The 26449-nt window shown below is 72.0% G+C and carries 23 protein-coding genes; 11 read left to right on the forward strand and 12 right to left on the reverse strand.

Features of this window, described 5'->3' with window-relative positions; translation table 11 throughout:
* Positions 1-71 precede the first annotated feature (71 nt).
* The 3 genes from NE234_RS32885 to larE form a co-directional block, all read right to left on the reverse strand.
* Complete coding sequence (locus NE234_RS32885) at positions 72-1268, reverse strand: zinc-dependent alcohol dehydrogenase (RefSeq protein WP_252784776.1); 1197 nt, start codon at positions 1266-1268, stop codon at positions 72-74.
* Positions 1265-3550: an HAD-IB family hydrolase gene (locus NE234_RS32890; RefSeq protein ID WP_252784777.1), complete on the reverse strand. Its 2286-nt coding sequence runs from the start codon at positions 3548-3550 to the stop codon at positions 1265-1267. Before NE234_RS32890 ends, NE234_RS32885 begins: the two co-directional genes overlap by 4 nt.
* Positions 3551-3708: 158 nt before the next feature.
* The gene (gene larE, locus NE234_RS32895) at positions 3709-4536 is read right to left on the reverse strand and encodes an ATP-dependent sacrificial sulfur transferase LarE (RefSeq protein WP_252784778.1); all 828 of its coding nucleotides are present in this window, start codon (positions 4534-4536) and stop codon (positions 3709-3711) included.
* A gap of 27 nt (positions 4537-4563) precedes the next feature.
* Between larE and larB the strand changes: the two genes are divergently transcribed.
* The 5 genes from larB (at position 4564) to NE234_RS32920 (ending at position 9382) form a co-directional block, all read left to right on the forward strand.
* Positions 4564-5256, forward strand: a complete 693-nt coding sequence (gene larB, locus NE234_RS32900; RefSeq protein WP_252784779.1) for a nickel pincer cofactor biosynthesis protein LarB — start codon at positions 4564-4566, stop codon at positions 5254-5256.
* A 38-nt stretch (positions 5257-5294) separates the two neighbouring features.
* Positions 5295-6518 (forward strand): nickel pincer cofactor biosynthesis protein LarC, encoded by a 1224-nt coding sequence (larC, locus tag NE234_RS32905; protein ID WP_252784780.1) that lies wholly within the window; start codon positions 5295-5297, stop codon positions 6516-6518.
* Between the two features lie 144 nt (positions 6519-6662).
* The gene (locus NE234_RS32910; protein WP_252784781.1) at positions 6663-6890 is read left to right on the forward strand and encodes a FeoA family protein; all 228 of its coding nucleotides are present in this window, start codon (positions 6663-6665) and stop codon (positions 6888-6890) included.
* On the forward strand, positions 6883-9045 hold the full coding sequence (gene feoB, locus NE234_RS32915) for a ferrous iron transport protein B (RefSeq protein ID WP_252784782.1): 2163 nt from the start codon (positions 6883-6885) through the stop codon (positions 9043-9045). Before NE234_RS32910 ends, feoB begins: the two co-directional genes overlap by 8 nt.
* A 64-nt stretch (positions 9046-9109) precedes the next feature.
* On the forward strand, positions 9110-9382 hold the full coding sequence (locus NE234_RS32920) for a FeoC-like transcriptional regulator (RefSeq protein ID WP_252784783.1): 273 nt from the start codon (positions 9110-9112) through the stop codon (positions 9380-9382).
* Here NE234_RS32920 and NE234_RS32925 read toward each other — a convergent pair.
* Positions 9363-10574 (reverse strand): MFS transporter, encoded by a 1212-nt coding sequence (locus tag NE234_RS32925; protein WP_252784784.1) that lies wholly within the window; start codon positions 10572-10574, stop codon positions 9363-9365. The two genes, NE234_RS32920 and NE234_RS32925, sit on opposite strands and share 20 nt — an antisense overlap.
* Before the next feature lie 48 nt (positions 10575-10622).
* A complete protein-coding gene (locus NE234_RS32930; protein ID WP_252784785.1) occupies positions 10623-11096 on the reverse strand; it encodes an RrF2 family transcriptional regulator in 474 nt (157 codons plus the stop codon).
* Between the two features lie 110 nt (positions 11097-11206).
* Here NE234_RS32930 and NE234_RS32935 point away from each other — a divergent pair, with 110 nt between their 5' ends.
* Positions 11207-12538 carry a PP2C family protein-serine/threonine phosphatase gene (locus NE234_RS32935; RefSeq protein ID WP_252784786.1) on the forward strand — a complete coding sequence of 444 codons (1332 nt, stop codon included), beginning with the start codon at positions 11207-11209 and terminating at the stop codon, positions 12536-12538.
* 70 nt (positions 12539-12608) lie between these two features.
* Here NE234_RS32935 and NE234_RS46140 read toward each other — a convergent pair whose 3' ends face one another.
* Positions 12609-12701: a DUF397 domain-containing protein gene (locus NE234_RS46140; RefSeq protein WP_406567100.1), complete on the reverse strand. Its 93-nt coding sequence runs from the start codon at positions 12699-12701 to the stop codon at positions 12609-12611.
* The gene (locus NE234_RS32940; RefSeq protein ID WP_252784787.1) at positions 12692-13468 is read right to left on the reverse strand and encodes a helix-turn-helix domain-containing protein; all 777 of its coding nucleotides are present in this window, start codon (positions 13466-13468) and stop codon (positions 12692-12694) included. Before NE234_RS32940 ends, NE234_RS46140 begins: the two co-directional genes overlap by 10 nt.
* A 191-nt stretch (positions 13469-13659) precedes the next feature.
* Here NE234_RS32940 and NE234_RS32945 point away from each other — a divergent pair, with 191 nt between their 5' ends.
* Positions 13660-14052: an ATP-binding protein gene (locus NE234_RS32945; protein WP_252784788.1), complete on the forward strand. Its 393-nt coding sequence runs from the start codon at positions 13660-13662 to the stop codon at positions 14050-14052.
* Positions 14049-14258 (forward strand): hypothetical protein, encoded by a 210-nt coding sequence (locus NE234_RS32950; RefSeq protein WP_252784789.1) that lies wholly within the window; start codon positions 14049-14051, stop codon positions 14256-14258. The genes NE234_RS32945 and NE234_RS32950 overlap by 4 nt, the downstream gene beginning before the upstream one ends.
* On the opposite strand, the gene NE234_RS32955 is transcribed toward NE234_RS32950, so the two are convergent.
* Both NE234_RS32955 and NE234_RS32960 read right to left on the reverse strand, forming a co-directional pair.
* Positions 14255-14962 carry a hypothetical protein gene (locus NE234_RS32955; protein WP_252784790.1) on the reverse strand — a complete coding sequence of 236 codons (708 nt, stop codon included), beginning with the start codon at positions 14960-14962 and terminating at the stop codon, positions 14255-14257. The two genes, NE234_RS32950 and NE234_RS32955, sit on opposite strands and share 4 nt — an antisense overlap.
* A gap of 103 nt (positions 14963-15065) precedes the next feature.
* Positions 15066-17867, reverse strand: coding sequence for a SpoIIE family protein phosphatase (locus NE234_RS32960; protein ID WP_252784791.1), 2802 nt, complete (start codon positions 17865-17867; stop codon positions 15066-15068).
* Positions 17868-18012: 145 nt separating this feature from the next.
* On the opposite strand from NE234_RS32960, the gene NE234_RS32965 reads away from it, so the two are divergent.
* Positions 18013-19428: a purine-cytosine permease family protein gene (locus tag NE234_RS32965; RefSeq protein WP_252784792.1), complete on the forward strand. Its 1416-nt coding sequence runs from the start codon at positions 18013-18015 to the stop codon at positions 19426-19428.
* Between the two features lie 142 nt (positions 19429-19570).
* Here NE234_RS32965 and NE234_RS32970 read toward each other — a convergent pair whose 3' ends face one another.
* The 3 genes from NE234_RS32970 to NE234_RS32980 all read right to left on the reverse strand — a co-directional run bounded on the left by NE234_RS32970 (position 19571) and on the right by NE234_RS32980 (position 23833).
* Positions 19571-21277 carry a glycerol-3-phosphate dehydrogenase/oxidase gene (locus NE234_RS32970; protein WP_252784793.1) on the reverse strand — a complete coding sequence of 569 codons (1707 nt, stop codon included), beginning with the start codon at positions 21275-21277 and terminating at the stop codon, positions 19571-19573.
* Between the two features lie 93 nt (positions 21278-21370).
* Positions 21371-22888, reverse strand: coding sequence for a glycerol kinase GlpK (gene glpK / locus NE234_RS32975; protein WP_252784794.1), 1518 nt, complete (start codon positions 22886-22888; stop codon positions 21371-21373).
* Between the two features lie 120 nt (positions 22889-23008).
* A complete protein-coding gene (locus tag NE234_RS32980) occupies positions 23009-23833 on the reverse strand; it encodes an MIP/aquaporin family protein (protein WP_252784795.1) in 825 nt (274 codons plus the stop codon).
* A 295-nt stretch (positions 23834-24128) separates the two neighbouring features.
* On the opposite strand from NE234_RS32980, the gene NE234_RS32985 reads away from it, so the two are divergent.
* Positions 24129-24896: an IclR family transcriptional regulator gene (locus NE234_RS32985; protein ID WP_252784796.1), complete on the forward strand. Its 768-nt coding sequence runs from the start codon at positions 24129-24131 to the stop codon at positions 24894-24896.
* A 34-nt stretch (positions 24897-24930) separates the two neighbouring features.
* Positions 24931-26442 (forward strand): glycerol kinase GlpK, encoded by a 1512-nt coding sequence (glpK, locus tag NE234_RS32990; protein ID WP_252784797.1) that lies wholly within the window; start codon positions 24931-24933, stop codon positions 26440-26442.
* Positions 26443-26449: the final 7 nt, after the last annotated feature.

Below are 26449 nucleotides of genomic sequence, written 5' to 3' on the forward strand. Positions count from 1 at the left end.
GTAGTTCCTTTCCAAACCAACCTGCACCCGGCCTACCTCCCGGTCCTTTTCCAACAACCCTGTTACGCCGCTCAGCGCGCCAGGTCGAAGGCGACTTTGACGGTTCCCAGCCGTCCGGAGTCGGCCGCGTGGTTCAGTGCCTCCCGCCAGCGGGCGAGAGGGTAGGTCGTGCCGACGTAGCCGTCCAGCGGCGCCGAGCCGGCGAGCCGCAGCGCGTCGGCGAAGTCGGCCCCGTCGGCGCCGGAGCAGTACGCCCCGACCAGCTCCAGCTCCCGGAACCACAGCGGCGTCAGGTCGACGCCGCCGGACGGCATGCCGGACATCACGACGGTACCCCCCGCGCGCGCCAGCCGCAGGGAGGTGTCCAGACCGCTCGCGCCGCCGGTGCACTCGAAGACGGTGTCGACGCCGCCGAGCAGGAAGTCCGCGCCCATCTCCGGCGTGTGCATCCGCGCGGTGGTGACGCGCCGCAGCGCGCGCACGGCCTTGCGGGGCTCGATGACGGCGGTGGCGCCGAGCGCCTTGGCCTTCTCCTTCTGGTGGCCGTGCTTGGCGATGACGTACACCGCGCCGACCTGCGTCAGCTCCCGCAGCGCGAGCAGCGTCAGCAGCCCGACCGTGCCCGCGCCGACGACCACGGCCGTGGAGTTCGGCTCGATCGGCACGCGGCGTACGGAGTGCACGGCGCAGGCGAGGGGCTCGGCGAGCACCGCCCGCTCGTCGGGCAGCGCGTCGGGCACGACGTGCAGCTGGCTGGCGTGCGCGACCATCTGGCGGCTCCAGCCGCCGCCGGTGTCGGCGCACGTGCCGGTCTGGATGCCCGCCGAGATGCGGCCGGCGGTGACGTGGTCGCAGCGGCTCTGCTGGCCCGAGGCGCACCAGCGGCAGGGCTCCATGCCCCGCACGGCGCACGACAGGACCGGGTCGATGACGACGCGGCTGCCCTTCGGGACGCCGGGCAGCTCGTCCATGGTCCGGCCGACGACCTCGTGTCCCGGCACGAACGGCATGGACGTCATCGGAGAGAGGTACGGCGAGGAGTGCCCGGTGAGCAGGCTCAGGTCCGAACCGCAGATGCCGGACAGGACCGGCGTGACGCGCGTCCAGCCGTCGCCGGGCAGCTCGGGCGCCTGCCGGTTGACCAGGCGCAGCGGCGCGACGTTCCCGGCGACCATGCCGCTGAGCCTGCTGCCCATCCGGGTGGAGGTCAGGCCGCGGGCGGCGACGAACCGGCCCGGCGAGCGGTGGTATTCGAGCGCGAGGATCATCGGGCGGACCTCGCTCCCACGGTGTCGATCAGCACGTCGCCCCGTCCACGGGTATGGGCGCCCCACTCATGGATGCGCCAGTGCTTGCGCTTGGCATGGCGGTACAGCGAGGGGTCCGGGTTGACCGCGTTCGCGTTGCCCACGGCCTCCAGCAGCGGCCGGTCGGAGTAGCTGTCCGCGTAGGCGTACGACTGCGACAGGTCCAGGCCGGTGTCGGCGGCGTGGCGGCGCAGCCACGCGGCCCGCGCCTCGTCCACCAGCGGCGGCGCGTCGAGGTAGCCGGTCAGCCTGCCGTCGCGCTCGTGCATGCGGCTGGCGACCACCTCGTCGAACAGCGTCGCCAGCGGCTCGACGAACACGTCGATCGTGCCGGTGATGAGGATCGTCTTGTGTCCGGCCGCGCGGTGCGCCCGGATCCTGCGGACGGCCTCCGGCATGACCCGCTGCAGCACCGCCTCGCCGAGCACGTCCTTGACCAGCGCGTGCAACTCGGCGACATCGGCGCCCTGGTAGCGCCGCAGGAACGCCCGGACGAAGTCGCCACGGTCGCGCCGCTCGGCCCGCAGGTAGCGGGGGAGCGAGCGGGCCAGGTCGGCGAGCTCGCCGCTCCACTGCGAGCGCGGCATCGACGACAGCCGCGCCCACAGGTACGACTCGATGAGGTTCGAGGCGATGATCGTGCCCTCGAGGTCGAACACCGCGGCCACGTCGGTGCGCTCGGGCAGCACCGGGTCGGCGCTCTTGCGGCCGCCGCCGCGGCCCTTGGAGAAGCCGCGCATCAGCTCGGTGACGCTGGGGGAGTGCACCTCCTGCAGGTAGTGCTCCCAGTCGATGACCGACGGGTCGAAGCCGTGCTCGTCGACCCGGTCGGCCGGCACCGTACGGTGCAGCGCGTGCGTGCGGCTGTCGTCGTAGATGACCTCGGCCTTGGTGTACGCCTGGTACAGGTCGGAGTAGCGGCGCAGGAAGTCGAGGTTCGTCTGCTGCCGGTGCACCGCGGTCATCCACTCGCGGGTCTTGGCCGACGCCGGCAGCCGCAGCAGCGCGCGCTCGGCCGCGGACGTCGCCCGCTCGCTGCTGCTCAGCATCATCTCGACCTGACGGCTGCCCGGGAACCGCCACTGCGGGACGCGGATGTGGCCGCGCTCGCCGGCCGGCATCGGGTGCCGCCGGAAGTAGTCGCGGACGTTCTCGTACAGGCCGCGGAAGGACAGCGGGTTGCGCGAGCCGGAGCCGACGTGGAAGTAGCCGGGCGTGCCGCGCTCGGGCGGCGTGGCCGCGACCGCGATCGTGGCGTTGACGACCAGGTCGACCGGGATGATGTCGACGACGCTGTCGGGCAGGCCGGGGAACTCCGGCAGGATGCCGCGCCCGTACGCGATGATCAGCGGGTCGGCCATCTTGTAGCCGTCGATCCAGCCGGGGTACGGGTGGCGCAGCGAGCTCTCGACGATCGCCGGGCGGACGATGGACAGCCGCCGCTCGCCCCACAGCTCCTCGGCGGCGCGCTCGCCCAGGGCCTTGGTGAAGGTGTAGACGTCCGGCCAGCCGAGGCTCTGCGCCCGCGCCCGGCCGTAGTCGACGAGACGGTCGGTGACCCACGCCTGCCGGGCCTCCTCGGCGGCCGCGACCACCGACTGCGGACCGGCCTTGCGGTGCTCGCCCTGCGCCCGCGCCATCGACTTGCGCAGGACCTCCGGGCGCCGCGAGTCGCGTTCGACGTCGGCGTGGGCGGCCAGAGCCTCGGCCAGCTCGGTGCGCCAGTCGACGCCGTGGTCCAGCCGGGCCTCCGGCACGACGCCCTTGCGGACGCCCGCGACGTACGCGGTGGACACGTGGACCACGTGCGGGTCGGCGCCGGCCTTGTGCAGCGCCTCGTACAGCGTGACGACACCGGAGACGTTCGTGCGGAACGCCTCGTCGATCGGCGGGTCGAAGGACACCGTGGACGCGCCGTGGATGACCACGTCGATGTCGGAGGGGAGGGTCACCTCGCCGAGGTCGCCCTCGATGACGTTGACCCGCTCGGCCGCGATGCGGCGCAGCTCGTCCTCGCCGATCCGCTCCCGCATCGTGCGGAAGACGGGCTTGCGCAGCAGGCCGTCGAACCGGCGCTGCGCGGACGTGCCGCCGCGCGGCCGGATCAGCACCGAGACGCGAACGCCCGGGTGCGCCGACAGCAGCTTCTCCAGGGTCGCCTGCCCGAGGAAGCCGGTGGCGCCCGTCAGCAGGACGTGGGAGTCACCCAGGGACGGGAACTCGTGAGGTCGGTCTGGCGTCATCCGCTGTTCTTCTCCGATCATGGGCATGAGCCGTCCCGGCCGCGATCTGACAGGGAAACCCTAACGGTTAATGGACACTCCACGAACGGCCGGACGCGTCACCCGTCGTTCATGTCTCGCACATCGAACCGCCGGGTGGCCCGCGGGCCCGTGTGCGGTCAGCGTTCGGACGCGGCGAGCCGGTCGTTCATCGAACCGGACCGGAACACCTCGACGCGGATCGGCGCGGCGGTGAACCCGGCCTCGCGGATCGCGGCGTGCACGGCCTCGTCGTCGCGGGCGCGGTCGACCAGGTCGGGGTCGACCTCCAGCCGCACGGCGTCGCCCAGGTCGCGGACCCGCAGGTCCCGGACCGCCCCGCCGAACAGCCCGCGCACGGCCGTCTCCGCGCGCTCGATCCGCTTGAGCCGGGCGGAGGTCACCTCGATGCCGTACGCGACGCGGCTCGCCATGCACGCCGCGGCGGGCTTGTCCCACATCGGCAGGTCCCAGTGCCGGGCGATGGCGCGCACCGCGTCCTTGTCCAGACCCAGGTCGGCCAGGGGCGTACGGGCGCCGCGCTCGGCGGCGGCGCGGATGCCGGGCCGGAACCCGGCGACGACGTCGGAGGCGTTCGTGCCGGTCGTGATGGTGGAATAGCCCAGGTGGTCCGCGAGCGCGTTGGCGGTGTCGAGCAGGACGCTCTTGCAGAAGTAGCAGCGCTGCGGCCCGTTCTCCCGGTAGCCGGGCACCTCCAGCTCGGACGTGGCGGGCGTGTGATGCGTCACGCCCAGGTCCGCGCAGAACCGCCGCGCCGCGTCGAGTTCGGCGGCCGGCAGCGACGCCGACACGGCCGTCACCGCGGCGACCTGCTCGGGCCCGAGCGCGCGCGCCGCCGCGGCGAGCACGACACTGGAGTCCACGCCGCCGGAGAACGCCACCAGCGTTCTGCCGTAGCCTGCCATCTCGGTCAGCAGTGAGTCGGAGAGGACCACGACGTCCACCATGCAACCCCGATCCGTTGAGGAACATCGATGACGGTATCTCAGCCGGACGGCGTCGCCGATCTCGGCTTCGCGCGGCTCGACGTGGACCGCGCCGCCCGGACCGGTGACCCGGAGGTGGTGTTCGGCCAGGGCAAGACGCCCGAGCAGATCGTCGCCGCGCTGCGCACCCTGCACGAGGCGCACCCGGACCGCGCCGTGCTCGCGACGCGGCTGTCGGACGAGGCGATCGCGATGTGCGCGGAGCGACTGCCGGACGCCGAGGTCGACCCGGTCGGCCGTACGGCGGTGCTGGGCACGGCCGAGACGCACGGGACGGTCGCGGTCGTCGCCGCCGGCACGTCCGACCTGCCGGTCGTGCGCGAGTGCGCGACCACCGTGCGGGTGTTCGGCGCCGAGCCGGACGAGATCGTGGACGTCGGCGTGGCGGGCCTGCACCGGCTGCTCGCCCAGCGCGACCGGATCGCCGAGGCCGACGTCGTCGTCGCGGTCGCGGGCATGGAGGCGGCCCTGCCGTCGGTGCTCGGCGGGCTCGTCGGCGCGCCCCTGATCGCGGTGCCGACGAGCGTCGGCTACGGCTGGCACATGGAGGGCGTCACGGCCTGGCTGGCCACGGTCAACAGCTGCGCCCCCGGCATCGTGTCGGTCAACGTCGACAACGGCTTCGGCGCCGGCGTCGCCGCCGCCCGCATCGCCCGCCGCACCGCGCGGACGCGCCCGTGAGTCCTTCCGAGGATCCCGTGGGCCCTTTCACGGAGTCAGTGAGCCCTCTTTCCGAGGAGACGCGTCCGGCGCGGACGTTGTGGGTGGACGCGGGCAACGGCGCGGCCGGGGACATGCTGCTCGCCGCCCTGCTGGACGCCGGCGCCGACCCGGAGGTCGTCCGCTCCGGGCTGCGGGGGCTGGCCGTCGAGCCCATCGACGTCGAGGTGACCCAGGTGCGCCGGCACGGGCTGCGCGCCCTGCACGCCGACGTACGGGCGCCGCGCAGCGACGTCTCGCGCGACCTCGCCGCCGTCACCGCGATCCTCACCGCCGCCCCGCTCCCGGACGAGGCGAGGGCGTTCGCGCTCGCGGTGTTCGAGCGGCTCGCCCGCGCGGAGGCGCGCGTGCACGGCGTGGCCGTCTCGGAGATCCACTTCCACGAGGTCGGGGCCCTGGACGCGATCGCCGACGTCACCGGCTGCGCCCTCGCCCTGCACGACCTCGGCCTGCTCGGGTCCGCCGTGCGCGTCGTGTCGCCGGTCGCGGCCGGCTCCGGCGTCGTGCGGGCCGCGCACGGCCCGCTGCCCGTCCCGGTGCCCGCGGTACTGGAACTGCTCACCGAGGCAGGCGTCCCGCTGCGCTCGCACCCCGCCGCGATGGAGCTGTGCACGCCGACCGGCGCCGCGCTGCTCGCCACGCTGGCCACCGGCTGGGGCCCCGCGCCGGACTGCGTGCCGCGCGCCACCGGTACCGGCGCCGGCAGCGCCGACCCCGAGGGCCACCCGAACGTCCTGCGCGTGCTGATCGGGGAGGCCGCCGGAGCCTCCGGGTGGTCGTCCGCGGAGATGCGGCGCGTCGACACGACCGTGGACGACCTGGACCCCCGGCTGTGGCCCGACGTTCTGGAGGCGCTCCGTTCCGCCGGGGCCGCCGACGCCTGGTGCGTCCCCGCGCTCATGCGCAAGGGCCGGCCCGGTCAGGTGCTGAGCGTCCTGGCGCCGCCGGACCGGCTCGACGCCGTGTGCCGCGTCGTCTTCGAGCAGACGACCACCCTCGGCGTCCGGGTGTCGGCGGTGGAGCGGCGCTCGCTGCGCCGCGACCAGGTCACGGTGACCGTGGCCGGGGGAGCGACGGTCGCGGTGAAGCGCGGCCTGCTCGGCGGCCGGGTCGTGACCGCGCAGGCGGAGTACGACGACGCCCGCGCCGCCGCCGAGCGCACCGGCCGTCCCGTGCGCGAGGTGCTCACCGAGGCGCTGACCGCCGCCCGCGCCCTCTCCTGAGCGGCTCCTGAAAGGCCCGGGCGGTGAGTCCGGGTTTCCAGTGCATTATCACGGTGATGCCTTAGCGGGTGATTTGAATCTCACGAGGGTTGATATGCGGCTAGGTAAGGCTAGCCTTAGCAGCATCAGGCTTCTGGAGGATCGATGACACTGCGGGGCTGCGCGGTCGGGTCGCGTCTCGAGGTCTGCCGGGTCACCGGCGGCCGGCGGCACCGGCGGCGTCTCATCGAGCTGGGTTTCGTGCGGGGCGCCGTCCTGTCGGTCATCGGCAGGGGAACGATGGGCGGGCTCGTCCTCGCGCTCGGCGACTCGCGGATCGCGGTCGACTCGTTCACCGCCGAGACCCTGCTCGTCAAGCCCGCTCATGTCTGAGCGCCCGCTGACCCGGCTCGTCCTGGAGAAGCCCTGCTGCGACGCCGACATGCCGGGCGTCGACGAGGGGCACGCGCGCGTGGCGCTCGTCGGCAACCCCAACGTCGGCAAGTCGACGCTGTTCAACATCCTCACCGGAGCGCGTCAGCGGGTCGGCAACTGGCCCGGCAAGACCGTCAGCGTCGCGCGCGGCACCTGGCGGACGCCCGACGGCGAGATGACGCTCATCGACCTGCCCGGCACCTACAGCCTGCTGCCCGACTCGCCGGACGAGGCGCTGACCCGCGACCTGCTCGTCGACCGGGGCATGGACGACCGCCCCGACGTCGTCGTCCTCACCCTCGACTGCTCCAACCTCGCCCGGAACCTCTACCTGCTCGCCCAGGTCATGGAGACCGGCGTCCCGATCGTCGTGGCCCTCACGATGGTCGACATCGCCGAGGGCCGCGGCATCCGGGTCGACGCCGACCGGTTCGCCGAGCTCATCGGCGCACCGGTCGTCCCCGTCGTGCCGCGCCAGAACCGCGGGCTGGACGCGCTGCGCGCGGCCGTCGCGGGCGCGCTCGCCGCGCGCCGCCCGCCGGGCGAGCCGGACCTCGGCGAGGACGTCGAGACGGTCCTGGCGGACGTCGCCGCCCTCCTGCCCGCCGACGCGCTGCTGCGGTACCCGGAGCGCTGGCTGGCCACCGCCCTGCTCACCGGCGAGACGGTCCCGGGCGTGCCGGAAGAGGTCGGCGCGCGGGCGCGGGCCCTCGGGGCGGGACTGCTCGCCGAGGACGGGACGGACGACCTCGACGGGCTCGATGACCTCGACGACCTTGAGATCATCGTGGCCGAGCAGCGGTACGCCTGGGCGCACCGGCTGATCGCCGAGACGGTCCGCCGGAAGAGCGACGTACGCGCCACCGTGTCGGACCGGGTGGACCGGCTGCTGACCTCCCGCTGGGTCGGCCTGCCGATCTTCTTCCTGGTCATGTGGGGCGTGTTCATCCTCACGACGAAGATCGCGGCCCCGCTCCAGACCGGCCTGCAGGACCTCATCGACGGCCCGGTCACCACCGGGGCGGCGCACGCCCTGCGCGGGATGTCGGCTCCGGGCTGGCTGTCCGGCCTGGTGCTCAACGGCATCATCGGCGGCGTCGGCCAGCTCCTCAGCTTCGTGCCCCTTATGGCGATCATGTTCGTGTTGCTGTCGGTGCTGGAGGACTCCGGCTACATGGCGCGCGCGGCGTTCGTCGTCGACCGGCTGATGCGCCTGATCGGCCTGCCGGGCCGGGCGTTCCTGCCGCTGGTCGTCGGGTTCGGCTGCAACGTGCCCGCCCTGGCCGGCACGCGCATCCTCGCGGACCGGCGGCACCGGCTCCTGACCGGCCTGCTGATCCCCTTCGTGAGCTGCAGCGCACGCCTCACCGTGTACGTCCTGGTGGCGGGCGTCTTCTTCGGCAGTAACGCGGGCACCGTGGTGTTCGCGATGTACGTCCTGTCCATCGTCCTGGTCGTCGGCATGGGCCTGCTGCTGCGGGGCACGCTGTTCCGCGGGATGAGCTACGAACCACTGGTCCTGGACCTGCCGCCGTACCGCCTGCCGACCCTGCGGGTCATCGGCACGCAGACCTGGCAGAAGCTCTGGGCGTTCCTGCGGACCGCGAGCGGCCTCATCGTCGCGACGGTCACGGTGGTGTGGCTCTTCGCCTCCATCCCGGCGGGCGGCGGCCACGGCGGGTTCGGCCGGACCCCCATCGAGCACAGTCTGTTCGGGAGCACCGCGCGGGCGGCCGCCCCGGCGTTCGCCCCCGCGGGCTTCGGCGACTGGCATCCGTCCGCGGCGCTGATCACCGGCTTCGTGGCGAAGGAGGCCGTGGTGTCCACGGTCGCCCAGACGTACAGCATGAGCGAGCCGTCCGACAACCACCGGGCCGGGAGCCTCGGCCCGGCCCTGCGGCAGACGTTCGAGCGGACCTCCCACGGCCATCCGATCCCGGCCGTGCTGGCGTTCATGGTCTTCCTGCTCGCGTACACCCCGTGCATGACGACCGTCGCGGCCCAGCGCGCCGAGCTCGGCGGCAGGATGACCCTGTTCGGCATCGGCATGCAACTGGTGGTCGCCTGGCTCCTCGCGGTCGCCGTCTTCCAGATCGGAGCGCTGTTCCTGTGAGTGAGCGAAGCGAGCGAACCATGGGCACGGCGTCTCCGGTCCCTCCCCCGACGAAGGAGGGCGCATGACCGCGTTGCGCCAGATTCTGAAGGAGATCACCAACTCGCGCGGCGCGAGCCTCGACGAGATCGCCCGCCGGGTCGGCGTCAGCCGCGAAGAGGCCGAGTCGATGGTCGACTACTGGGTCCGCAAGGGCCGGCTGTCGGCGGAGGACATGGCGGCCGCCTGCCCGAGCGGGGGCTGCGGCGGCTGCCCTCAGGGCGACCACGGCAAGCCGGGCTGCGGCACGCGGCGCGACGGCCCGGTCCTGCTCGCCATCAGCGTCCGCCGTCCCTGACCCCCGCGCCCCGGCCGGTCCAGCGCAGGAAGCCCCAGGCGAGGGCCGCGACCACGGCCGCCAGGCCGTACGTCACGGACGGGCCCGCGCCGAGGGTCGCGCCGCCGAGGGCGGTGCCCGCGCCGATCCCGACGTAGATCGACGAGGCGTTGAGCGAGACGGCGAGCGGTGCCTCCTGCGGCGCCGCGGCGATGAGGCGGTGCTGCTGCGGGGGCGTCTGCGTCCAGGTGCTCGCGCCCCACAGCAGCACGAGGGCGCCGGCGGCCGGCGCGGACCCGGCGCCCGTCGCCGCGACGATCCCGAGCGCCGCCAGGGACGCGGTCAGGACGAGGTAGCCGCCGCTCAGCACGCGCATCGGCCCCCACCGGTCCGTGGCGTAGCCGGCGACGAGGTTCCCGGCCACGGCCCCCGCGCCGTACAGGAAGAGCATCAGCACCATCGAGCCCTCCGGCACGCCGACGCCCTTCAGCGCCGGGACGCTGTAGGCGTACACGGTGTAGCTCGCCCCCATGCCGAGGACGGTCAGCGGCAGCACCGACGCCACGGCGGGCCGCCGCAGCAGCGCCAGGCGCGTCCGCAGCGGCACGCGCGGGCCGCCGGGCAGCGACGGCATGATCAAGGAGACCCCGGCGGCGGCGACCAGCGAGAGCGCCGCCACCAGGCCGAGCGCCGTACGCCAGCCGAACCAGTGCCCGGCCAGGTCGCCCAGCGGCACCCCGATCGCGGTCGCCACGGTCAGCCCGCCCACGACCACGGCCAGCGCGCGCGCCCGCACCTCCGCGCGGACCAGGGCCGCGCTCACCGCGCCGGCCCCCGGCGTGTAGACGGCGGCACCCGCCGCGGCCAGCACCCGGCTCGCGATCAGCAAGGGGAGGTCCGGCGCGAGCGCCGAGGCGAGGTTGGCGAGGCCGAGCACGACGAGCGCGCCGACCAGCAGCGTACGGCGCGGCAGCCGCGCCGTCGCGGTCGCCAGGACGGGCGCGAGGACGGCGTACGCGACGGCGAAGACCGTCACGGACTGGCCCGCCGCCCCGGCGGAGACGTGCAGCGTACGGGCCATGGAGGGCAGGAAGCCCGCCACGACGAACGCGTCCGTTCCGACGGCGAACGTCCCCAGGGCCAGGACCAGCGTCGAGGTCAGGCCGCCCGCCCGCCCCCGCTCGCCGGCACGATCAATCAGGACATCGGACATCCAGATTCTCCTCACACGTCGTTCCGTGCTCGTTCGCCCATGTTCCGGTCAGCCGTTCACGCGCTCGTGCCAGCGCCGGGCGCGCGCGGGGGCGGAGGGCGGCGCCTCGGCCATCAGGTCGGCGAGCGTCTGGGCGGCCAGTTCGCGCCGCCACGCCAGCTCAGCGCGCCGCATCGCGACGGAGACGCCGCACGCGTGCCGGAACTCGCTCGCGGGCGCCTCCGCGCCCGCGCCCCGCTGCCGGATCTCGGAGCAGCGGAACGCTTCCTCCGGCCCCTCGATCGCGGCGACGACGTCCATGAGCGTGATCTTCTCCGGCGGGCGGGCCAGGCGGAACCCACCACGCGCCCCGGCGGCCGAGGTCAGCACCCCGGCCCGTACGAGCGCCTGAAGGCGCTTGTTCAGGTACGCGGGCGGCAGCTCGAACCACCTCGCGAGCTTCGCCGTCGACAGCGCCTCGTCGTCACCGATCCACGCCAGCACCAGACAGCAGTGCAGGCCCCACTCGACCCCTTCGCCCATTCGCACGATCCTGGATACTACATGTCCAGGAAGCAGGATCGTGAGCAGTGCGGGCGCCGGGGGTGCAGGTCCTGAACTGAGCTCGCACGGCCCGGCGTAGGCTGTTCGGCATGGCCAGGAAGCCCGTCTCCGACCCGTCTGGCGGGCCGGTCGGGGGCGGAGCGCACAGCGCGCGATTGGACGCCGAGGACCTGGACCGGATCCAGGCAGGCCTACGCCAGGCGGTGCATGCTCAAGAGCGGATGTGCCAGCTGCTGGACGCGGTGCTCGCCATCAGCAGCGCCCTGGATCTGAGAGTGGTCCTGCATACGATCACGGACACCGCCAGGCAGCTGGTCCGGGCCCGGTATGCCGCGGTCGGTGTGCTGGGCCGGGAAGGGGAGTTCGCCGAGCTGATCACCTCGGGATTCGGCACGGATCAGTCCCGGTCGGCGGGGGACGAGATGCCGCACGGCGCAGGCCTGCTCGGTGACCTGGTGCGTGACCCGCGCCCGCTGCGCGTGGACAACGTGGTCACCCATCCTCACGCGGTCGGCTTTCCTGAGGGCCACCCGATCATGACGACCTTGCTCGGGGTGCCGATTCGGGTCCGGGAGACCGTCTACGGCAATCTCTACCTGGCCGACAAGGCGGACGGCCCGTTCACCGGCGAGGACCAGGACATCGTCACCGCGCTGGCCGGCGCTGCCGGCGTGGCCATCGAGAACGCACGTCTGTACGAGCGGCTGCGGCAGGCGACGGAGGAGTTCCAGCGGCGCCTGCTGCCCCCGATGCCGCGCCCGGAGGGCCTGGAACTGCAAGCCCGCTACCAGCCTTCCACCGAGACTCCCAGGATCGGCGGGGACTGGTACGACGTGATCCATTTCCCCGGGAAAGTGTGCTGTCTAGTGGTCGGCGACGTGATGGGTCACGGCCTGGAGTCCGCCACCATCATGAGCCAGATCAGCAACATGCTCCGGGTGATCGCGTTCGAGGAGCGCGAGCCGCCCAGCCACATCCTGCACCGCCTCGACGAAGTCCTGCACGCACTGCACGGAGGCCCCCTGGCGACCGTGCTGGTGGCCCGCCTGGAGCCCGCGGCCGGCGGCGGCAGGCTGATGCGCTGGTCCCCCGCCGGTCACCTGCCGCCCCTGCTGGTCACCGCCGATCAAGAAACCTGCTATCTGCACGCCGATGCGGGCCTGCCGCTCGGCGTCGACCCCACACTGCCCCGGCCCGACAATGAACACTTCATCCCTGCGGACTCCACGGTGCTGCTGTACACCGACGGGCTGGTCGAGCACCCCGCCGAGGCCCTGGAGGACGGTATGCGTCACGTCGCCGAAATGGCGGCCGCTCGCGCCACCGAGCCGCTGCCGCACCTGTGTGACGCGCTGCTCACCCACCGCCGAGGACACTTCCACGACGATGTCGCTCTCCTCGCCGCACGCGTCACACACTGACTGAGTGGCCCTGGGGCGACGACGAGACCACCGAACTCGATCGAGCCTGTGCGCGCGTGATCGCGCCGGACTAGACGCTTTCCAGGACGGTCACCTCGACGCACATGCCGCCGTTCTCGGTACTGCGAGCGGACTTACGCCATTCAGCGCGGCTTAGGTCCATCGTTCCGCCACCACCCTCTTGATGAACTCGACCGACTCCTGCTGTGACATGGTGAAAGTCCGGATGGACTCCCAGGTATGCGACAGAACGGAGATGTCCTCTCGGTTGCTGGTGACCACGCCACGAACGGCCGTTTCCACGTAGGCTACCTCCCCGCCGTCTACGGTCGCGAGGGTGAAACCGCCCCCTCTGTGGGGATTCACCGCAGCGGGAACTACCTGGACGGTTATCAGAGGAGATACGCGGCTCACCAGATATTCCAGCTGTGCGCGCATGACGCCGGCGTCTCCCACCTGGCGGTAGAGGGCCATCTCGTCGATGACACAGCGAAGTGTAGGGGGCTTCTCGCGCGTGAGGATTTCCTGGCGCTCCAGTCGCGCCGCGACCGCCGCCTCATCGCCGTTGAGTAGCGCACGAGCGTACTCCTCCTGCTGAAGGAAACCCGTAACGACCATGGGCTCGAACGAGCGAAAAGCTGTGGCGGCGCGCTCCTCTTCGAGCCAGGGGCGGAACCAGCCGGGCGGAGTCTCCTCCATGAGCAGGTCGTAGAGGTCCATGAGGGCGCCGCCGGGAAGGCCGAGTGCCTTCTCGACCGAGCCGACGGCCTCGCGCCGGGGGCGGAGCTGGCCGGTCTCCAGGTTGCTGAGCCAGCCTTCGGAGTAAGTGACCCGCTGAGCGAGTTGCGCTTGTGTGAGCCCGCCGGCCTGCCGATAGCGGCGGATGGCCGCACCGAGTTTGAGCAATATCGGGCTGGGGGGATTGCCCATTTGTTCCTCCGTGCCGGAGTTCAGTGTCGCTTCGGGAACTCCTCAGGTCTATTTCGTTGTTCGTGATCCGTGTTCGATCGAGTACGAATTGTAGTCGACGCGGCGCATCGTAGGGGGCAATCGAGACGACGGGAGGACGGCTCATGACGTCGCGAGAAATGACCGGGGTGAGGATTCTCGGAGGATTCCGCATGCCGGCGGCGGCTCCGGAGGTCGCCCGAATGCGCCGCTGGGCGTACGGCATGCTCGTACCGGCCTACGAGGCGATCGCCGACGACACGGTGCTCCTCGCCTGTGAATTGGCGACCAACGCGATTCGCCATTCGGGCTCCGGGACCGTGACGGTCACGCTGCTCTCGCTCACCGACGCGATCCGCGTCGAGGTGGCGGACTCCGGGGCCTCCGGTGACGTTCCACGGATCGTCGAGTCGGGCCCGGACGCCACCGGAGGGCGCGGACTGCACATGGTCGCCACCCTCACGGGCGGACGGTGGGGCACCTACGCCGGTGACACCGGGCGGGTCGTCTGGTGCGAGGTCACGCTCCCGCTCGGGCGGAACGCGGGGGAGGGGCCGACCGCATGACACCGGAGGAGGGGCTGCGGCGCTCGCTCGCGGAGTTCCAGGCGACGCTCGACTCGATGAGGCTCGCCGGAGTCTCGCAGGTCGCGGAGGTCCAATCGGCGTCCTGCCGGGCGCCCGTTGAGCCGACCGGGATGGTCGCGCCGGGTGCCGGAGTCCTCACCGGACATGCATGCCGGGAGGGCTCCGGCTTCTCGGGAAACCCTTAGTGGACGGTCACGCCGGCCGTGGCGGAGACCGCCGCCACGTAGATGCTGCTGCCGGCGTAGCGCGCCTGCCAGGTGCCGGACTTGGAGGCGGTGACCTTCTTGGTGAACTTCCCGCCGCTCCCGGTCGTCGTCGAACCGGCGTAGGCGTAGGTCTTCGCGCCCTTCTTCTTGAAGTAGAAGGTGACCTTCTGCCCCTTGTAGCCCACGTACTGGTAGGAGCCGTCCCAGCGCTTGAGGGTGCCGGACAGCGTGAACTTCCTGCCCTTCTTGACCTTCGTCGAGGAGGCCTTGAACTTCGAGAGCGAGATGTTCCGCTTGACCGAGATCTGGACCGTCTTCGAGGCGTCCGGACCGTCGGCCTCGTAGTCGGTCGCGTCGATGTCCACGTTCCAGGCGCCCGGGGCGTCGTAGTTGTAGATGAAGTCCGAACCGCTCCACCACCCGGGGGACGTCTGCTTCAAGACGATGAAGCCGAAGCCGCTGCCCTTGACGGGCTCCAGGGTCGCGGTCACGTGGTCCGTTTCCGTGCTGGTGTGGACCTGGACGGTGACGGTCTTGCGGTTCGTCGTCGACTGGACGACGGTCGACGGCGTCACCTTGACCGACGTGATGACCGCCTCGCGGGCCTGGGCGGTGGTCGAAAGGCCGGTGAGGGCTGCGGCGCATACCGTGACGCCGATGCCCATGGTGAGGCGTTTACGCATAGTTCTCCTTTTGTGCGGGTGATCAGACATGCGTAGGACGCCGGAGGGACTGATGAGGTTGCAGGAGCCCCGCGAGGAAGATCGTTTCGGGGTGCGCGGAGGCTCAGAAGGCGGCGGAGTCGAACTGCTCGAGGAGGGCGTCGGCCAGCGCGCCGCCGGCTGCGGCCGGGACGCCGCCCCCGAGAGCCTGGTCGGCCCAGATGACCTTGCCCCTCGACGTGTACCGCGTCCCCCATCGCTGGGAGAGCTGCGCCACGAGGAACAGGCCCCGCCCGCCCTCGTCGGTGGTCGCGGCGCGCCGCAACCGGGGGGAGGTGCTGCTGCCGTCCCACACCTCACAGGTGAGACAGCGCCCGTAGAGCAGCCGCACCTTGATCGGCGGAGCTCCGTACCGGATCGCATTCGTGACCAGTTCGCTCACGATCAGTTCGGTCGTGAAGGCGATCTGCTCCAGGCCCCACTCCCGCAGCGTCTTCGCGCAGTTCGCCCGCACCGGGGGGACCGCCGCCGCGTCGACCGGGACGTCCCACTCGGCCACGCGCGACCGTGGGAACGACCGGGTGCGCGCCACCAGCAGCGCGATGTCATCGATGGGGTGTTCCGGTGCGACGGCGTCGATCACCGCCTGACACGTCTCCTCCGGGCCGTACCCCTCCGTGCGCTTCAACGCCCGGCGCAGTTCCTCCAGCCCGCCGTCGATGTCGCGGTCCCGGCCCTCGACCAGGCCGTCGGTGTACAGCACCAGTCGCGAGCCCTCCGGCAGGCGCAGCTCGGCGGTCTCGAAGGGGTGGCCGCCGAGTCCGAGCGGAGGTGAGGCCGGCACGTCCGGGAAGGCGACCTTCCCGTCCTCGTACACGACCGCCGGGCCGGGGTGCCCCGCGCGGGCGATCGTGCACGTCCCCGCCACCGGGTCGTACACCGCGTACAGGCACGTCGCACCCGTGACCCCGTCTCCGCCGGGTCCCTTCGGGTCCTCGCCGGGGCTCTCCTCGTTGTCCATCCGCGCGACCAGCTCGTCCAGGTGGCCCAGGACCTCGTCCACCGGGAGGTCCAGCGTCGCGAAGTTGTGCGCCGCGGTGCGCAGCCGCCCCATCGTCACCGCCGCGTGCAGCCCGTGACCGACGACATCGCCCATCGCCAGCGCCACCCGTGCCCCCGGCAGCGGGATCAGGTCGAACCAGTCCCCGCCGACCCCCGCCTCCGCGGGCAGGTACCGCCAGGCCACCTCCAGCGCGTCCTGTTCGGGCTGCCTGCGCGGCAGCAGGCTGCGCTGCAGCGTGACCGCCATGGCGTGCTCCCGGGCGAAGCGCCGGGCGTTGTCGATGGCGACCGCCGCCCGCGCGGTCAGCTCCTCGGCCAGCAACAGATCCTCGTTCTCGAACGCCGGCGTGCCCCGCACCCGGTAGAAGCTCGCCACGCCCAGCGAGACGCCCCGCGCCTGCAACGGCACGGCCACCAGCGAGTGCAATCCCTGCTCCAGCGCCTCGCGGGAGCGCTCCGGGGCCTGCTCCCGCCACCCGCGCGCCTGGTGGAGGTCCGCGTGCAGGACCCCGTACCCCTGCTCCAGCGCTCGTATCTGCGGCGCCGCCGAGGAGAACGAGACCTGCTCGCCCACCGGCCACAGCGGCGAGAGCAGCCGCTCACCGCCGATCGCCACGCGCCGCAGCCCCCGCCACCGCCCCGCGACCGGTTCCTCTCCCCGCAGCACCGCGTCGAGCAGGTCCACCGTGGCCGCGTCGGCGAACCCCGACACGGCCACCTGGGTCAGCTCCCGTGCCTCCCGGGTCACGTCCAGCGTGGTCCCGATCCGTACCCCCGCCTCGTACAGCAGCTTCAGACGCTCCCGGGTCACCTCCGCCCGCCCCGTGACGGCCGCCAGTTCGGTGGTGTCCCGCAGCGTCACCACGCTGCCGCCCTTCGCCGTGCCCGGGAACGGGGACCGCTTGTTCACCGCCAGCAGCCGGCCCTCGGTCAGCTGCACCTCATCGGTGACGGGCTCTCCCGACAGCAGCAGGCGCGTCATCTGCTCCGGCAGCCCCAGCTCGCGGACGTGCCGTCCCTCCGCGTCCTCCGGCAGGCACAGCAGCCGCCGCGCCTCGTCGTTCGCCACCACCAGCCGCCCGTCGGCGTCGGTGATCAGGACCCCCTCCCGTACGGCGTGCAGGACCGCGTCATGGTGCTCGTACATCCGGGTCATCTCCGCCGGGCCCAGGCCGTGCGTCTGCCGCCGCAGCCGCCGGGACACCAGCACCGTTCCGGCGGCGCCCACCGCCAGCGCGGCCGCTCCGCTCCCGAGGGTCAACGGCAGTTGCGGCGTCCAGACCTTCGCCACGCTCTTGACCGTGATCCCGGCGGCGACCACGCCGACCACGGCGCCGCGGTCGTCGGTCACCGGGACCACCGCCCGGACGTCCGTTCCCGTGCCCGCCGGCAGGGGCGGCCCGCCTCCCTGCTGGATGACGGTGCGGCCTTCCAGCGCCGGCCGGATGTCGGTGCTGAACTTTCCGCCGATGTACTCCTTGTAGGGGTACGTGTAGCGGATGCCGTGGGTGTTCAGGACGACGATGTAGTCGACGCCCGCCTTCTTCCGCGCCGCCTCGGCGCGCGGCTGCAGCACCGCCGTCGGATCCGGCGCGCGCAGCGCCTGGACGGTGCCGGGGGCGTTCGCGAACGTCTGGGCGGCGACGAGCGACTCGCGGATGCCCTCCCGCAGGGCCTCGTGCGCCGCCTGGTACACCTCCATCGCCACGGCCACCGCGACCAGCAGGATCACGATCAGGACCTGGAGAAGGAGCACCTGCCCGGCGACACTGCGCAGGCTGAGCAGCGACACGCGGTGGTCGCGCGGACGCCCGTCGGGCGGATGGCGTGATTGCCTCCGGAATCGCCGGAGGAATGCCTCCATGTCCTATTCATAACACCACCCTCCGTGCCGTCCCGGACTCACCCGGTGCCGCGTCACCTCGGTCCCGGGCCGCTGTCTCGGATCCGAGACGGTTCATCGAGAAGGGTTCTTGCGGGGTGCGGGGCGTGGGCGTGAGGGTGCGCACATGGCAAAACAGGAGGTCAGTGGCGGCTCGCGGGTCGCCGGCGGGCAGGCGGAGGGCGGTGCGCTCGGGGTCGAGCGGCGATCCATCGACTTCGTCCCGCCCGAGGAGCGGCACGGGTCGGTGCGGAGCCTGTTCACCGTGTGGTTCGGCGCCAACATGCAGGTGACCACGGCGGTCACCGGAGCGCTGGGAGTGATCCTGGGGCTGCCGTTGCCCTGGGCGATCGTCGCCCTGATCCTCGGCAACCTGCTCGGTGCGATCTTCATGGCGCTGCACTCGGCGCAGGGGCCGAAGCTCGGCATTCCGCAGATGATCCAGAGCCGGGCCCAGTTCGGGTTCTACGGCGCGATCCTGCCGCTGCTGCTCGTCGTGCTGATGTACGTCGGGTTCTTCGCGACCAGCGCGGTGCTCGGCGGGTCGGCACTGGCCGGCTGGTGGGGGATCGGCCGGACGCCGGCCACGATCATCGTGTCGGCGCTCTGCACGATCCTCGCAGCGTACGGGTACCGGCTGATCCACCAGTACGAGCGGTGGATCAGCCTCATCGCCGCCATCGGGTTCCTCTACCTGACGTACCGGCTGCTGGCCGACCACCACGTGGGCCGGGTGTGGCACTCCGGGCACGTCGGGGCGGGTACGTTCCTGCTCGTCATGGCGATCGCGGCGACCTGGCAGATCACGTACGCGCCGTACGTCGCCGACTACTCCCGCTACCTGCCAGAGACCACCTCGGTACGGGCGGCGTTCTGGTGGACCTATGCCGGCAGCGTGATCGGCACGGTCTGGATGATGGCGTTCGGCAGCATCTGCGCCGCCGTGGCGGCCAAGTCGTTCGAGGGCGGGTCGGTGTCCTTCGTGGTCGGCCTGGGCGGCCCGCACTGGGCGTTCTCGCTGATCATCGTCCTGGGCATCATCGCGGTGAACGTGCTGAACCTCTACGGCATGTTCATGTCGGCGACGACGACGCTGACGGCGCTGCGCCCGATGCGGATGAACGGCGGCGTCCGCCTCGGCTTCATCATCGTGGCCGCCCTCGTGGGGACGATCGTCGCGCTCGCCGCCAGCGCCGACTTCCTGCACAACTTCGAGAACTTCATCCTGTTCCTGGCGTACTTCCTGATCCCGTGGACGGCGATCAACCTCGTCGACTTCTACTTCATCCGCAGGGAGCGGTACGACATCGACGCGATCTTCCGTCCGGACGGCGTGTACGGCGGAGTCAACTGGCGGACCATCGGCGCGTACGTCATCGGCGTCCTGGTGGAGGTCCCGTTCGTGAGCTCCACCTTCTACACCGGCCCGTTCGTGAAGCACCTGGGCGGCGCCGACATCTCGTGGATCATCGGCCTGATCGTCGCCTCCGCGCTGTACTACGCCTGGATGCGCCCGGTCGCCGCCCGGACGGCGACGGCCTGACCGGCGAAGAGCACCGGCGCCCGCCGGCCCCTTCGGGCGGCGGGCGCCGGTGCCCGGACTCCAGTGGGCGTACGGCGGGCGGGGTGGCCCCTGATGACACCCCGCCCGCACGATTCGGCGCGGCGGGCCGCGCGGGAGCCGGTCAGGAGACGGCCCGCTCGGCGAACAGGCCCGGCGCCCGGCCGCGGGCGGCGGCCGCCGCGGCGTCGTCCGCCTGCCGGCGGGCCTGCCGCTCGGCCTCGACCTGCCGCACGTAGTACTCGGTCTCGCGCTTCACCGTCTCGTCGTCCCAGCCCAGCACCGGCGCGACGAGCGCGGCGACCTCGGCCGCGGCGGCGGCGCCCTGGTCCCACTCCTCGATCGCGGCGCGGGTACGGCGGCGCAGGACGTCCTCGACGTGCAACGCCCCCTCGTGCGACGCCGCGTACACGGCCTCGGCCTTCAGGTAGTCACGGGCGGCGTCGAGCGGCTCGCCGAGGGAGGGGTCCTGCTCGATCAGTTCCAGGAGCTCGTCGACGCACGAGCCGTACCGCTTCAGCAGGTGCTCGACGCGGGCGACGTGCAGGCCGCTGCGCCGGGCGAGGCGGTGACGCTCGTTCCACAGCACCTCGTACCCGACCGCGCCGATGAGCGGCAGCCGGTGGGTGACGGAGGCGGGGACGGTCATGGGCAGGTCCTCGGCCGCCGCGTCGACGGCGTCCTCGGCCATCACCCGGTAGGTCGTGAACTTGCCGCCGGCGATCACGGTGAGCCCCGGGACCGGCTGGGCGACGGTGTGCTCACGGGACAGTTTGGTCGTGTCGTCGGCCCCGCCGGACAGCAGGGGACGCAGCCCGGCGTACACGCCCTCGATGTCCTCGGGGACGATCGGGGTGCGCAGTACCGCGTTGACGTGCTCGAGGATGTAGTCGACGTCGGCCTGGCTGGCGGCCGGCTCCTCCTTGTCCAGGTCGTACGGTGTGTCGGTGGTGCCGATGATCCAGTGCCGGCCCCACGGGATGACGAACAGCACGCTCTTCTCCGTACGCAGGATCAGGCCGGTGTCGAGCCGGATCCGGTCGCGCGGGACGAGGAGGTGCACCCCCTTGGACGCGGTCACGTGGGGACCGCCGCGCGCGTGCGCGAGCCGGCCGGCGTCGTCGGTCCACACGCCCGTCGCGTTGATGACGTGCCGGGCCCGTACGGTCAGCTCCCGGTCGTTCTCCAGGTCGAGGACCCGCGCCCCGATGACGCGGTCCGCCTCGCGGAGGAAGCCGACGGCGCGGGCCCGCGTCAGCACGGACGCGCCGTACGCGGCGGCCGTACGGGCCAGCGTCAGCGTGAACCGCGCGTCGTCGACCTGCGCGTCGAAGTACTGGATCGCGCCGACGAAGCTGTCGCCGCGCAGCGCCGGGGCGACCTTCAGGGCGGCGCGGTGGCTCAGGTGGCGGTGGCGCGGCATCGACCGGGCGCCGCCCATCGTGTCGTACAGGCCGACGCCGGCGCCGACGTAGAAACGCTCCCACATGCGGTGGGTGAGCGGGTACAGGAACGGCACGGGCCGTACGAGGTGCGGCGCGAGCCGGTTGAGCAGGAGGCCGCGCTCGCGCAACGCCTCCCGTACGAGACCGAAGTCGCGCTGTTCGAGGTAGCGCAGGCCGCCGTGGATGAGCTTGCTGGACCGGCTGGACGTCCCGGCCGCCCAGTCCGCGGCCTCGACCAGCGCGACGGACAGGCCGCGTGACACGGCGTCGAGCGCCGCTCCGGCGCCCACGACTCCGCCGCCCACGATCAGCACGTCGAACTCGCCTGCCGCCAGGTCCCGCACGGCCTGCGCGCGGTAGGCCGGTCCGAGGGATACGGCTTTCACGTTCGGGTTCTCCTCCGAGGTGTGCGCGGGCGGGGTGGTCCCGGTGGGGCCACCCCGCCCGCTGGGGGAAGGGGCGTCTGCGGGGGGAAGGGGCTAGTCGACGTCGACCCAGTCGAGGGTCCGGGACACGGCCTTCTTCCAGGCGGCGTATCCCTTCTCGCGCTGTTCGTCGTCCCAGCGGGGCTCCCAGCGCTCGTCCTCGTTCCAGTTCTGGCGCAGCTCGTCGGTCGAGCTCCAGAAGCCGACGGCCAGGCCGGCGGCGTACGCGGCGCCGAGCGCCGTGGTCTCCGCGACGACCGGCTTGGAGACCGGCACGCCGAGGATGTCGGCCTGCACCTCCATGCAGAGGCGGTTGGCGGTGATGCCGCCGTCCACCCGGAGGACGTCGAGGGCGACGCCGGAGTCCTGCCGCATCGCCTCGACGACGTCGCGGGTCTGGTAGCAGATCGACTCGAGCGTGGCGCGGGCCAGGTGGGCGTTGGTGTTGTAGCGGGACAGGCCGACGATGGCGCCACGCGCGTCGGACCGCCAGTACGGCGCGAACAGGCCGGAGAACGCCGGGACGAAGTAGACGCCGCCGTTGTCCTCGACCTGCCGGGCCAGCGACTCGCTCTCCGAGGCGCCGGAGATGATGCCGAGCTGGTCGCGCAGCCACTGCACGGCCGAGCCGGTCACCGCGATCGACCCTTCGAGGGCGTACACCGCCGGTTCGTTCCCGAACTGGTAGCAGACCGTGGTGAGCAGGCCGTTCTTGGAGCGGACCAGCTCGGTGCCGGTGTTGAGGAGGAGGAAGTTGCCGGTGCCGTAGGTGTTCTTGGCCTCGCCGGCGTCGAAGCAGACCTGGCCGACCGTGGCGGCCTGCTGGTCGCCGAGGATGCCGGACAGCGGGATCTCGCCGCGGACCGGGCCGTTCGCCCGGGTCGTGCCGTAGAAGTCCGGGTTGGAGGAGGGGCGGATCTGCGGCAGCATCTGGCGCGGGATCCCGAAGAACGACAGCAGCTCGTCGTCCCAGTCCAGCGTCTCCAGGTTCATCAGCATGGTGCGGCTGGCGTTGGTCGGGTCGGTGACGTGCACGCCGCCGTCGACGCCGCCGGTGAGGTTCCACACGAGCCAGGTGTCGGTGTTGCCGAAGATGGCGTCGCCGGCCTCGGCGGCCTCGCGGACCCCGTCGACGTTCTCCAGGATCCACTGGATCTTGCCGCCGGAGAAGTACGTCGCGGGCGGCAGCCCGGCCTTCTTCCGGATGATGTCGCCGCGCCCGTCGCGGTCGAGCGCGGAGGCGATGCGGTCGGTCCGCGTGTCCTGCCAGACGATCGCGTTGTAGTAGGGGCGTCCGGTGCGGCGGTTCCACACGACGGTGGTCTCGCGCTGGTTGGTGATGCCGAGGGAGGCGAGGTCGCTCGCCTCGAGGTTCGCCTTGCCCATCGCCGTCTCGATGACGGCGCGGGTGCGCTCCCAGATCTCGGTCGGGTTGTGCTCCACCCACCCGGGGTTCGGCAGGATCTGCTCGTGCTCGAGCTGGTGCTTCGCCACCTCGTTGCCGCCGTGGTCGAAGATCATGAAGCGAGTGCTCGTCGTACCCTGGTCAACCGCTCCGACGAAGTCGGCCATGTCTCGCCTTTCTACTTCTTCTAGGCCGTCCGGCCGGGCCATGGGGGGATGCCCGGCCGGACGGGTCACGCGGATCATCCCGCGCGGGGGGGGAAACCGATCAGGCCTGGTGACGGCGTGTCAGAGCTTTTCGAGTTCGGAGTCGCTGGGGACGCGACCGGGCTCCTGCTCGCCGGCGGGCAGGAACCGCCCGATGAACACCTCGTAGAGGCCCGCGCCGATGATCCCGCCGATGAGCGGGCCGACGATGGGCACCCAGAAGTACAGCCCGCCGTACTGGTCGCGGAAGGCGGTGCCGTACCCGGTGAAGAAGGAGGCGAGACGCGGGCCGAGGTCACGCGCGGGGTTGATCGCGTAGCCCGCGTCGGTGCCCCAGGCCATGCCGATGGCGACGACGATCAGGCCGACGATGAACGGTGCCAGATTGGCGGCGGGGGAGGAGTTGCGCAGGTCGGTGACGGCGAGGATGAGGAACAGCAGGATGGCGGTGCCGATGATCTGGTCGCGGAGCGCACCGCCCGTGTGCACGGGGAACGTACCGTTGCCGGGAAGGGTCGAGAAGACGCCCTGGGACTTGATGGTGTGGCCGGGGTCGAACTTGGCCAGCACCTCGCTGTAGTTCCAGCGCACGATCAGCGCCGCGACGAACGCGCCGACCAGCTGGGCCAGCGAGTACGGCAGGACCTTGCGCCAGGAGAACCCCTTGAAGACCGCCAGCGCGACGGTCACGGCGGGGTTCAGGTGCGCGCCGCTGATGCGGCCCGCGACGTACACGCCGAGCGTGACGCCGAGGCCCCAGGCCCACGCGATGCTGTCGTGGTTGCCCACCCCGCCTGCGGCGACCTGGGCCACCACGCCCACGCCGAACAGGATGAGCACCAGGGTTCCCGCGAATTCGGCGGCCAGTTCGCCGGCCAGCCCGGGGATCTTGAGTCGCTCTGCCACGTCTCCTCCTAGGGGGCGATGCCCGCTCAGGGCACCGTGAGACACCGTTCGCGAGGTTGTTGTGAACTTCCTCACGACGGGGGGGACGCTAAGTCGCGCGGAAGACCCGGTCAACAGACGGGTGCCGACATTGTCGAACAGCGGCCAGCATCATCACCCGATTCGGGCCCTGACCGAGTGGCGCAACTCACAGAAAGGCCCGAATAATAACTCTGGTCACGGCGATTGAGCCGCTTCACGTGGCGCGAGTGCCGACATTGTCGAATAAGTGCCGACCTGCACTAACATGGCCTGCGTGCCAGGACCGGTCCAGTCGATCGAGCGAGCCGCCGCCATCCTCCGCCTGCTCGCCCGGGGTTCAGGCCGCCTCGGAGTCAGCGAGATCGCGGCCTCTCTCGGGCTGGCCCGGGCCACCGCGCACGGGATCCTGCGGACGCTGCAGGGGGTCGGCTTCGTCGAACAGGACGAGGAGAGCGGCAAGTACCAGCTCGGCGCCGCGCTGCTCCACCTCGGCACGAGCTACCTGGACGTCAACGAGCTGCGGTCCCGCGCGATCAACTGGGCCGACGCCCTCGCCGCCCGCAGCGGCGAGGCGGTCCGGATCGGCACCCCTCTGGACGGCAGGGTCCTCGTCGTGCACCATGTCTTCCGGCCCGACGACACCCTCCAGGCCCTCGAGGTCGGCGCGCTCCTCCCGGCGCACGCCACCGCGCTGGGCAAGGTGCTGCTCGCCTTCGACGCCGGAGCCGCCGCCGCGCTGCTCGAGACCGGACTCGAGTCCTTCTCCCGGCGGACCATCACCCATCCCCGCGAGCTCAGCCGGGCGCTGGTCGAGATCCGCGAGATGGGCTGGGCGTCCGAGGTGGAGGAGTTCACCGTGGGGGAGGCCGCCGTGGCGGCGCCGATCCGCGGGCAGGGGGGCCTGGTGGTCGGCGCGATGGGCATCTCGGGGGCCGTCGAGCGCCTGTGCGACCCGAGGGGCCGGCCGAAACCGACGCTGGTGACGTACGTGCGCGACGCCGCGCGCGCCGTCTCCCGAGACCTTGGGGCCTCCCGGTGGTGAGCACCGCCCGCGGCGGCCGGAACGGCAGGACACGATGGTAGAGCGCTATGTGATGTCCGTTGACCAGGGCACGACGTCGACGCGCTGCATGCTGTTCGACCATGGAGGGCGGCTCGTCTCGGTCACCCAGCGGGAGCACAAGCAGCACTTCCCGCGGCCCGGCTGGGTCGAGCACGACGCCATGGAGATCTGGAAGAACCTCGAGCGGATCGCGCCGGAGGCCCTCGCCCAGGCCGGGGTCGTCCCGGAGCAGGTCGCCGCGCTCGGCATCGCCAACCAGCGCGAGACCTCGGTGCTGTGGGACCGGCACACCGGCCGGCCCGTCGGCCGCGCCGTCGTCTGGCAGGACACCCGCACGGACGCACTCGTCGGCGAGCTCTCCGCCCGCCCGGACGCCGACATGATCCGCGAGCGGTGCGGCCTGCCCATCGCGACGTACTTCTCGGCGCCCCGCGTCCGCTGGCTCCTCGACAACACGCCGGGCCTGCGCGAGCGCGCCGAACGCGGCGACGTGCTGTTCGGCACGATCGAGAGCTGGCTGATCTGGAACCTCACCGGCGGCCCGGAGGGCGGCCTGCACATCACCGACGTCACCAACGCCAGCCGCACCCTGCTGATGAACATCACCACGCTGGCCTGGGACGACGACCTGCTGGCGTTCTTCGACGTGCCGCGCGCCATGCTGCCCGAGATCCGCCCCTCGACCGAGACGTACGCCCGCGCGAGCCGCGTCCTGCCCGGCGTGCGCATCGCCGCGGCGCTCGGCGACCAGCAGGCCGCGCTGTTCGGCCAGACCTGCTTCGCGCCCGGCGAGGCCAAGTGCACGTACGGCACGGGCAGCTTCCTGCTCCTCAACACCGGCACCGAGCCCGTCCCGTCCACCCACGGGCTGCTCACGACCGTCGGCTACCAGATCGCCGACGAACCGGCGGTGTACGCCCTCGAAGGCTCCATCGCCATCACCGGCGCGCTCGTCCAGTGGTTCCGCGACGGGCTCGGCCTGATCACCAGCGCCCCGGAGATCGAGACCCTCGCCCGCTCCGTCGAGGACAACGGCGGCTGCTACATCGTGCCCGCGTTCTCCGGGCTGTTCGCGCCGTACTGGCGCAGCGAGGCGCGCGGCATCATCGTCGGGCTGACCTCCTACATCACCAAGGGGCACCTGGCCCGCGCCGTCCTGGAGGCGACCGGCTGGCAGACGCGCGAGGTCGTCGACGCGATGAACGCCGACTCCGGTCTCGCCCTCAAGGCGCTGAAGGTCGACGGCGGCATGACCGCCGACAACCTCCTCATGCAGTTCATCTCCGACGTCCTCGACGTCCCGGTGATCCGCCCGATGGCCGCCGAGACGGTCTCCCTCGGAGCCGCGTACGCCGCCGGGCTCGCCGTCGGCTACTGGGCGGACCTGGAAGGGCTGCGCCGCAACTGGCACCGCGCCGCGCAGTGGCTGCCGAGCATGGACCCCGGCCGCCGCGAGACCGAGTACGACAACTGGCGGCGGGCGGTCGAGCGGACCTTCGACTGGATCAAGCCCACCGGCAAGTGACCCGGGC

The organism is Actinoallomurus rhizosphaericola, from assembly GCF_024055675.1.
Taxonomy (GTDB): domain Bacteria; phylum Actinomycetota; class Actinomycetes; order Streptosporangiales; family Streptosporangiaceae; genus Actinoallomurus; species Actinoallomurus soli.

What these genes read in the sequence shown, in the direction of transcription:
- NE234_RS32885 (WP_252784776.1), bottom strand. Translation starts at nt 1,268, where the DNA reads ATGATCCTCGCGCTCGAATACCACCGCTCGCCGGGCCGGTTCGTCGCC.
- NE234_RS32890 (WP_252784777.1), bottom strand. Translation starts at nt 3,550, where the DNA reads ATGACGCCAGACCGACCTCACGAGTTCCCGTCCCTGGGTGACTCCCAC.
- larE (WP_252784778.1), bottom strand. Translation starts at nt 4,536, where the DNA reads ATGGTGGACGTCGTGGTCCTCTCCGACTCACTGCTGACCGAGATGGCA.
- larB (WP_252784779.1), top strand. Translation starts at nt 4,564, where the DNA reads ATGACGGTATCTCAGCCGGACGGCGTCGCCGATCTCGGCTTCGCGCGG.
- NE234_RS32910 (WP_252784781.1), top strand. Translation starts at nt 6,663, where the DNA reads ATGACACTGCGGGGCTGCGCGGTCGGGTCGCGTCTCGAGGTCTGCCGG.
- feoB (WP_252784782.1), top strand. Translation starts at nt 6,883, where the DNA reads ATGTCTGAGCGCCCGCTGACCCGGCTCGTCCTGGAGAAGCCCTGCTGC.
- NE234_RS32920 (WP_252784783.1), top strand. Translation starts at nt 9,110, where the DNA reads ATGACCGCGTTGCGCCAGATTCTGAAGGAGATCACCAACTCGCGCGGC.
- NE234_RS32925 (WP_252784784.1), bottom strand. Translation starts at nt 10,574, where the DNA reads ATGTCCGATGTCCTGATTGATCGTGCCGGCGAGCGGGGGCGGGCGGGC.
- NE234_RS32930 (WP_252784785.1), bottom strand. Translation starts at nt 11,096, where the DNA reads ATGGGCGAAGGGGTCGAGTGGGGCCTGCACTGCTGTCTGGTGCTGGCG.
- NE234_RS32935 (WP_252784786.1), top strand. Translation starts at nt 11,207, where the DNA reads ATGGCCAGGAAGCCCGTCTCCGACCCGTCTGGCGGGCCGGTCGGGGGC.
- NE234_RS46140 (WP_406567100.1), bottom strand. Translation starts at nt 12,701, where the DNA reads ATGGACCTAAGCCGCGCTGAATGGCGTAAGTCCGCTCGCAGTACCGAG.
- NE234_RS32940 (WP_252784787.1), bottom strand. Translation starts at nt 13,468, where the DNA reads ATGGGCAATCCCCCCAGCCCGATATTGCTCAAACTCGGTGCGGCCATC.
- NE234_RS32945 (WP_252784788.1), top strand. Translation starts at nt 13,660, where the DNA reads ATGCCGGCGGCGGCTCCGGAGGTCGCCCGAATGCGCCGCTGGGCGTAC.
- NE234_RS32950 (WP_252784789.1), top strand. Translation starts at nt 14,049, where the DNA reads ATGACACCGGAGGAGGGGCTGCGGCGCTCGCTCGCGGAGTTCCAGGCG.
- NE234_RS32955 (WP_252784790.1), bottom strand. Translation starts at nt 14,962, where the DNA reads ATGCGTAAACGCCTCACCATGGGCATCGGCGTCACGGTATGCGCCGCA.
- NE234_RS32960 (WP_252784791.1), bottom strand. Translation starts at nt 17,867, where the DNA reads ATGGAGGCATTCCTCCGGCGATTCCGGAGGCAATCACGCCATCCGCCC.
- NE234_RS32965 (WP_252784792.1), top strand. Translation starts at nt 18,013, where the DNA reads ATGGCAAAACAGGAGGTCAGTGGCGGCTCGCGGGTCGCCGGCGGGCAG.
- glpK (WP_252784794.1), bottom strand. Translation starts at nt 22,888, where the DNA reads ATGGCCGACTTCGTCGGAGCGGTTGACCAGGGTACGACGAGCACTCGC.
- glpK (WP_252784797.1), top strand. Translation starts at nt 24,931, where the DNA reads ATGGTAGAGCGCTATGTGATGTCCGTTGACCAGGGCACGACGTCGACG.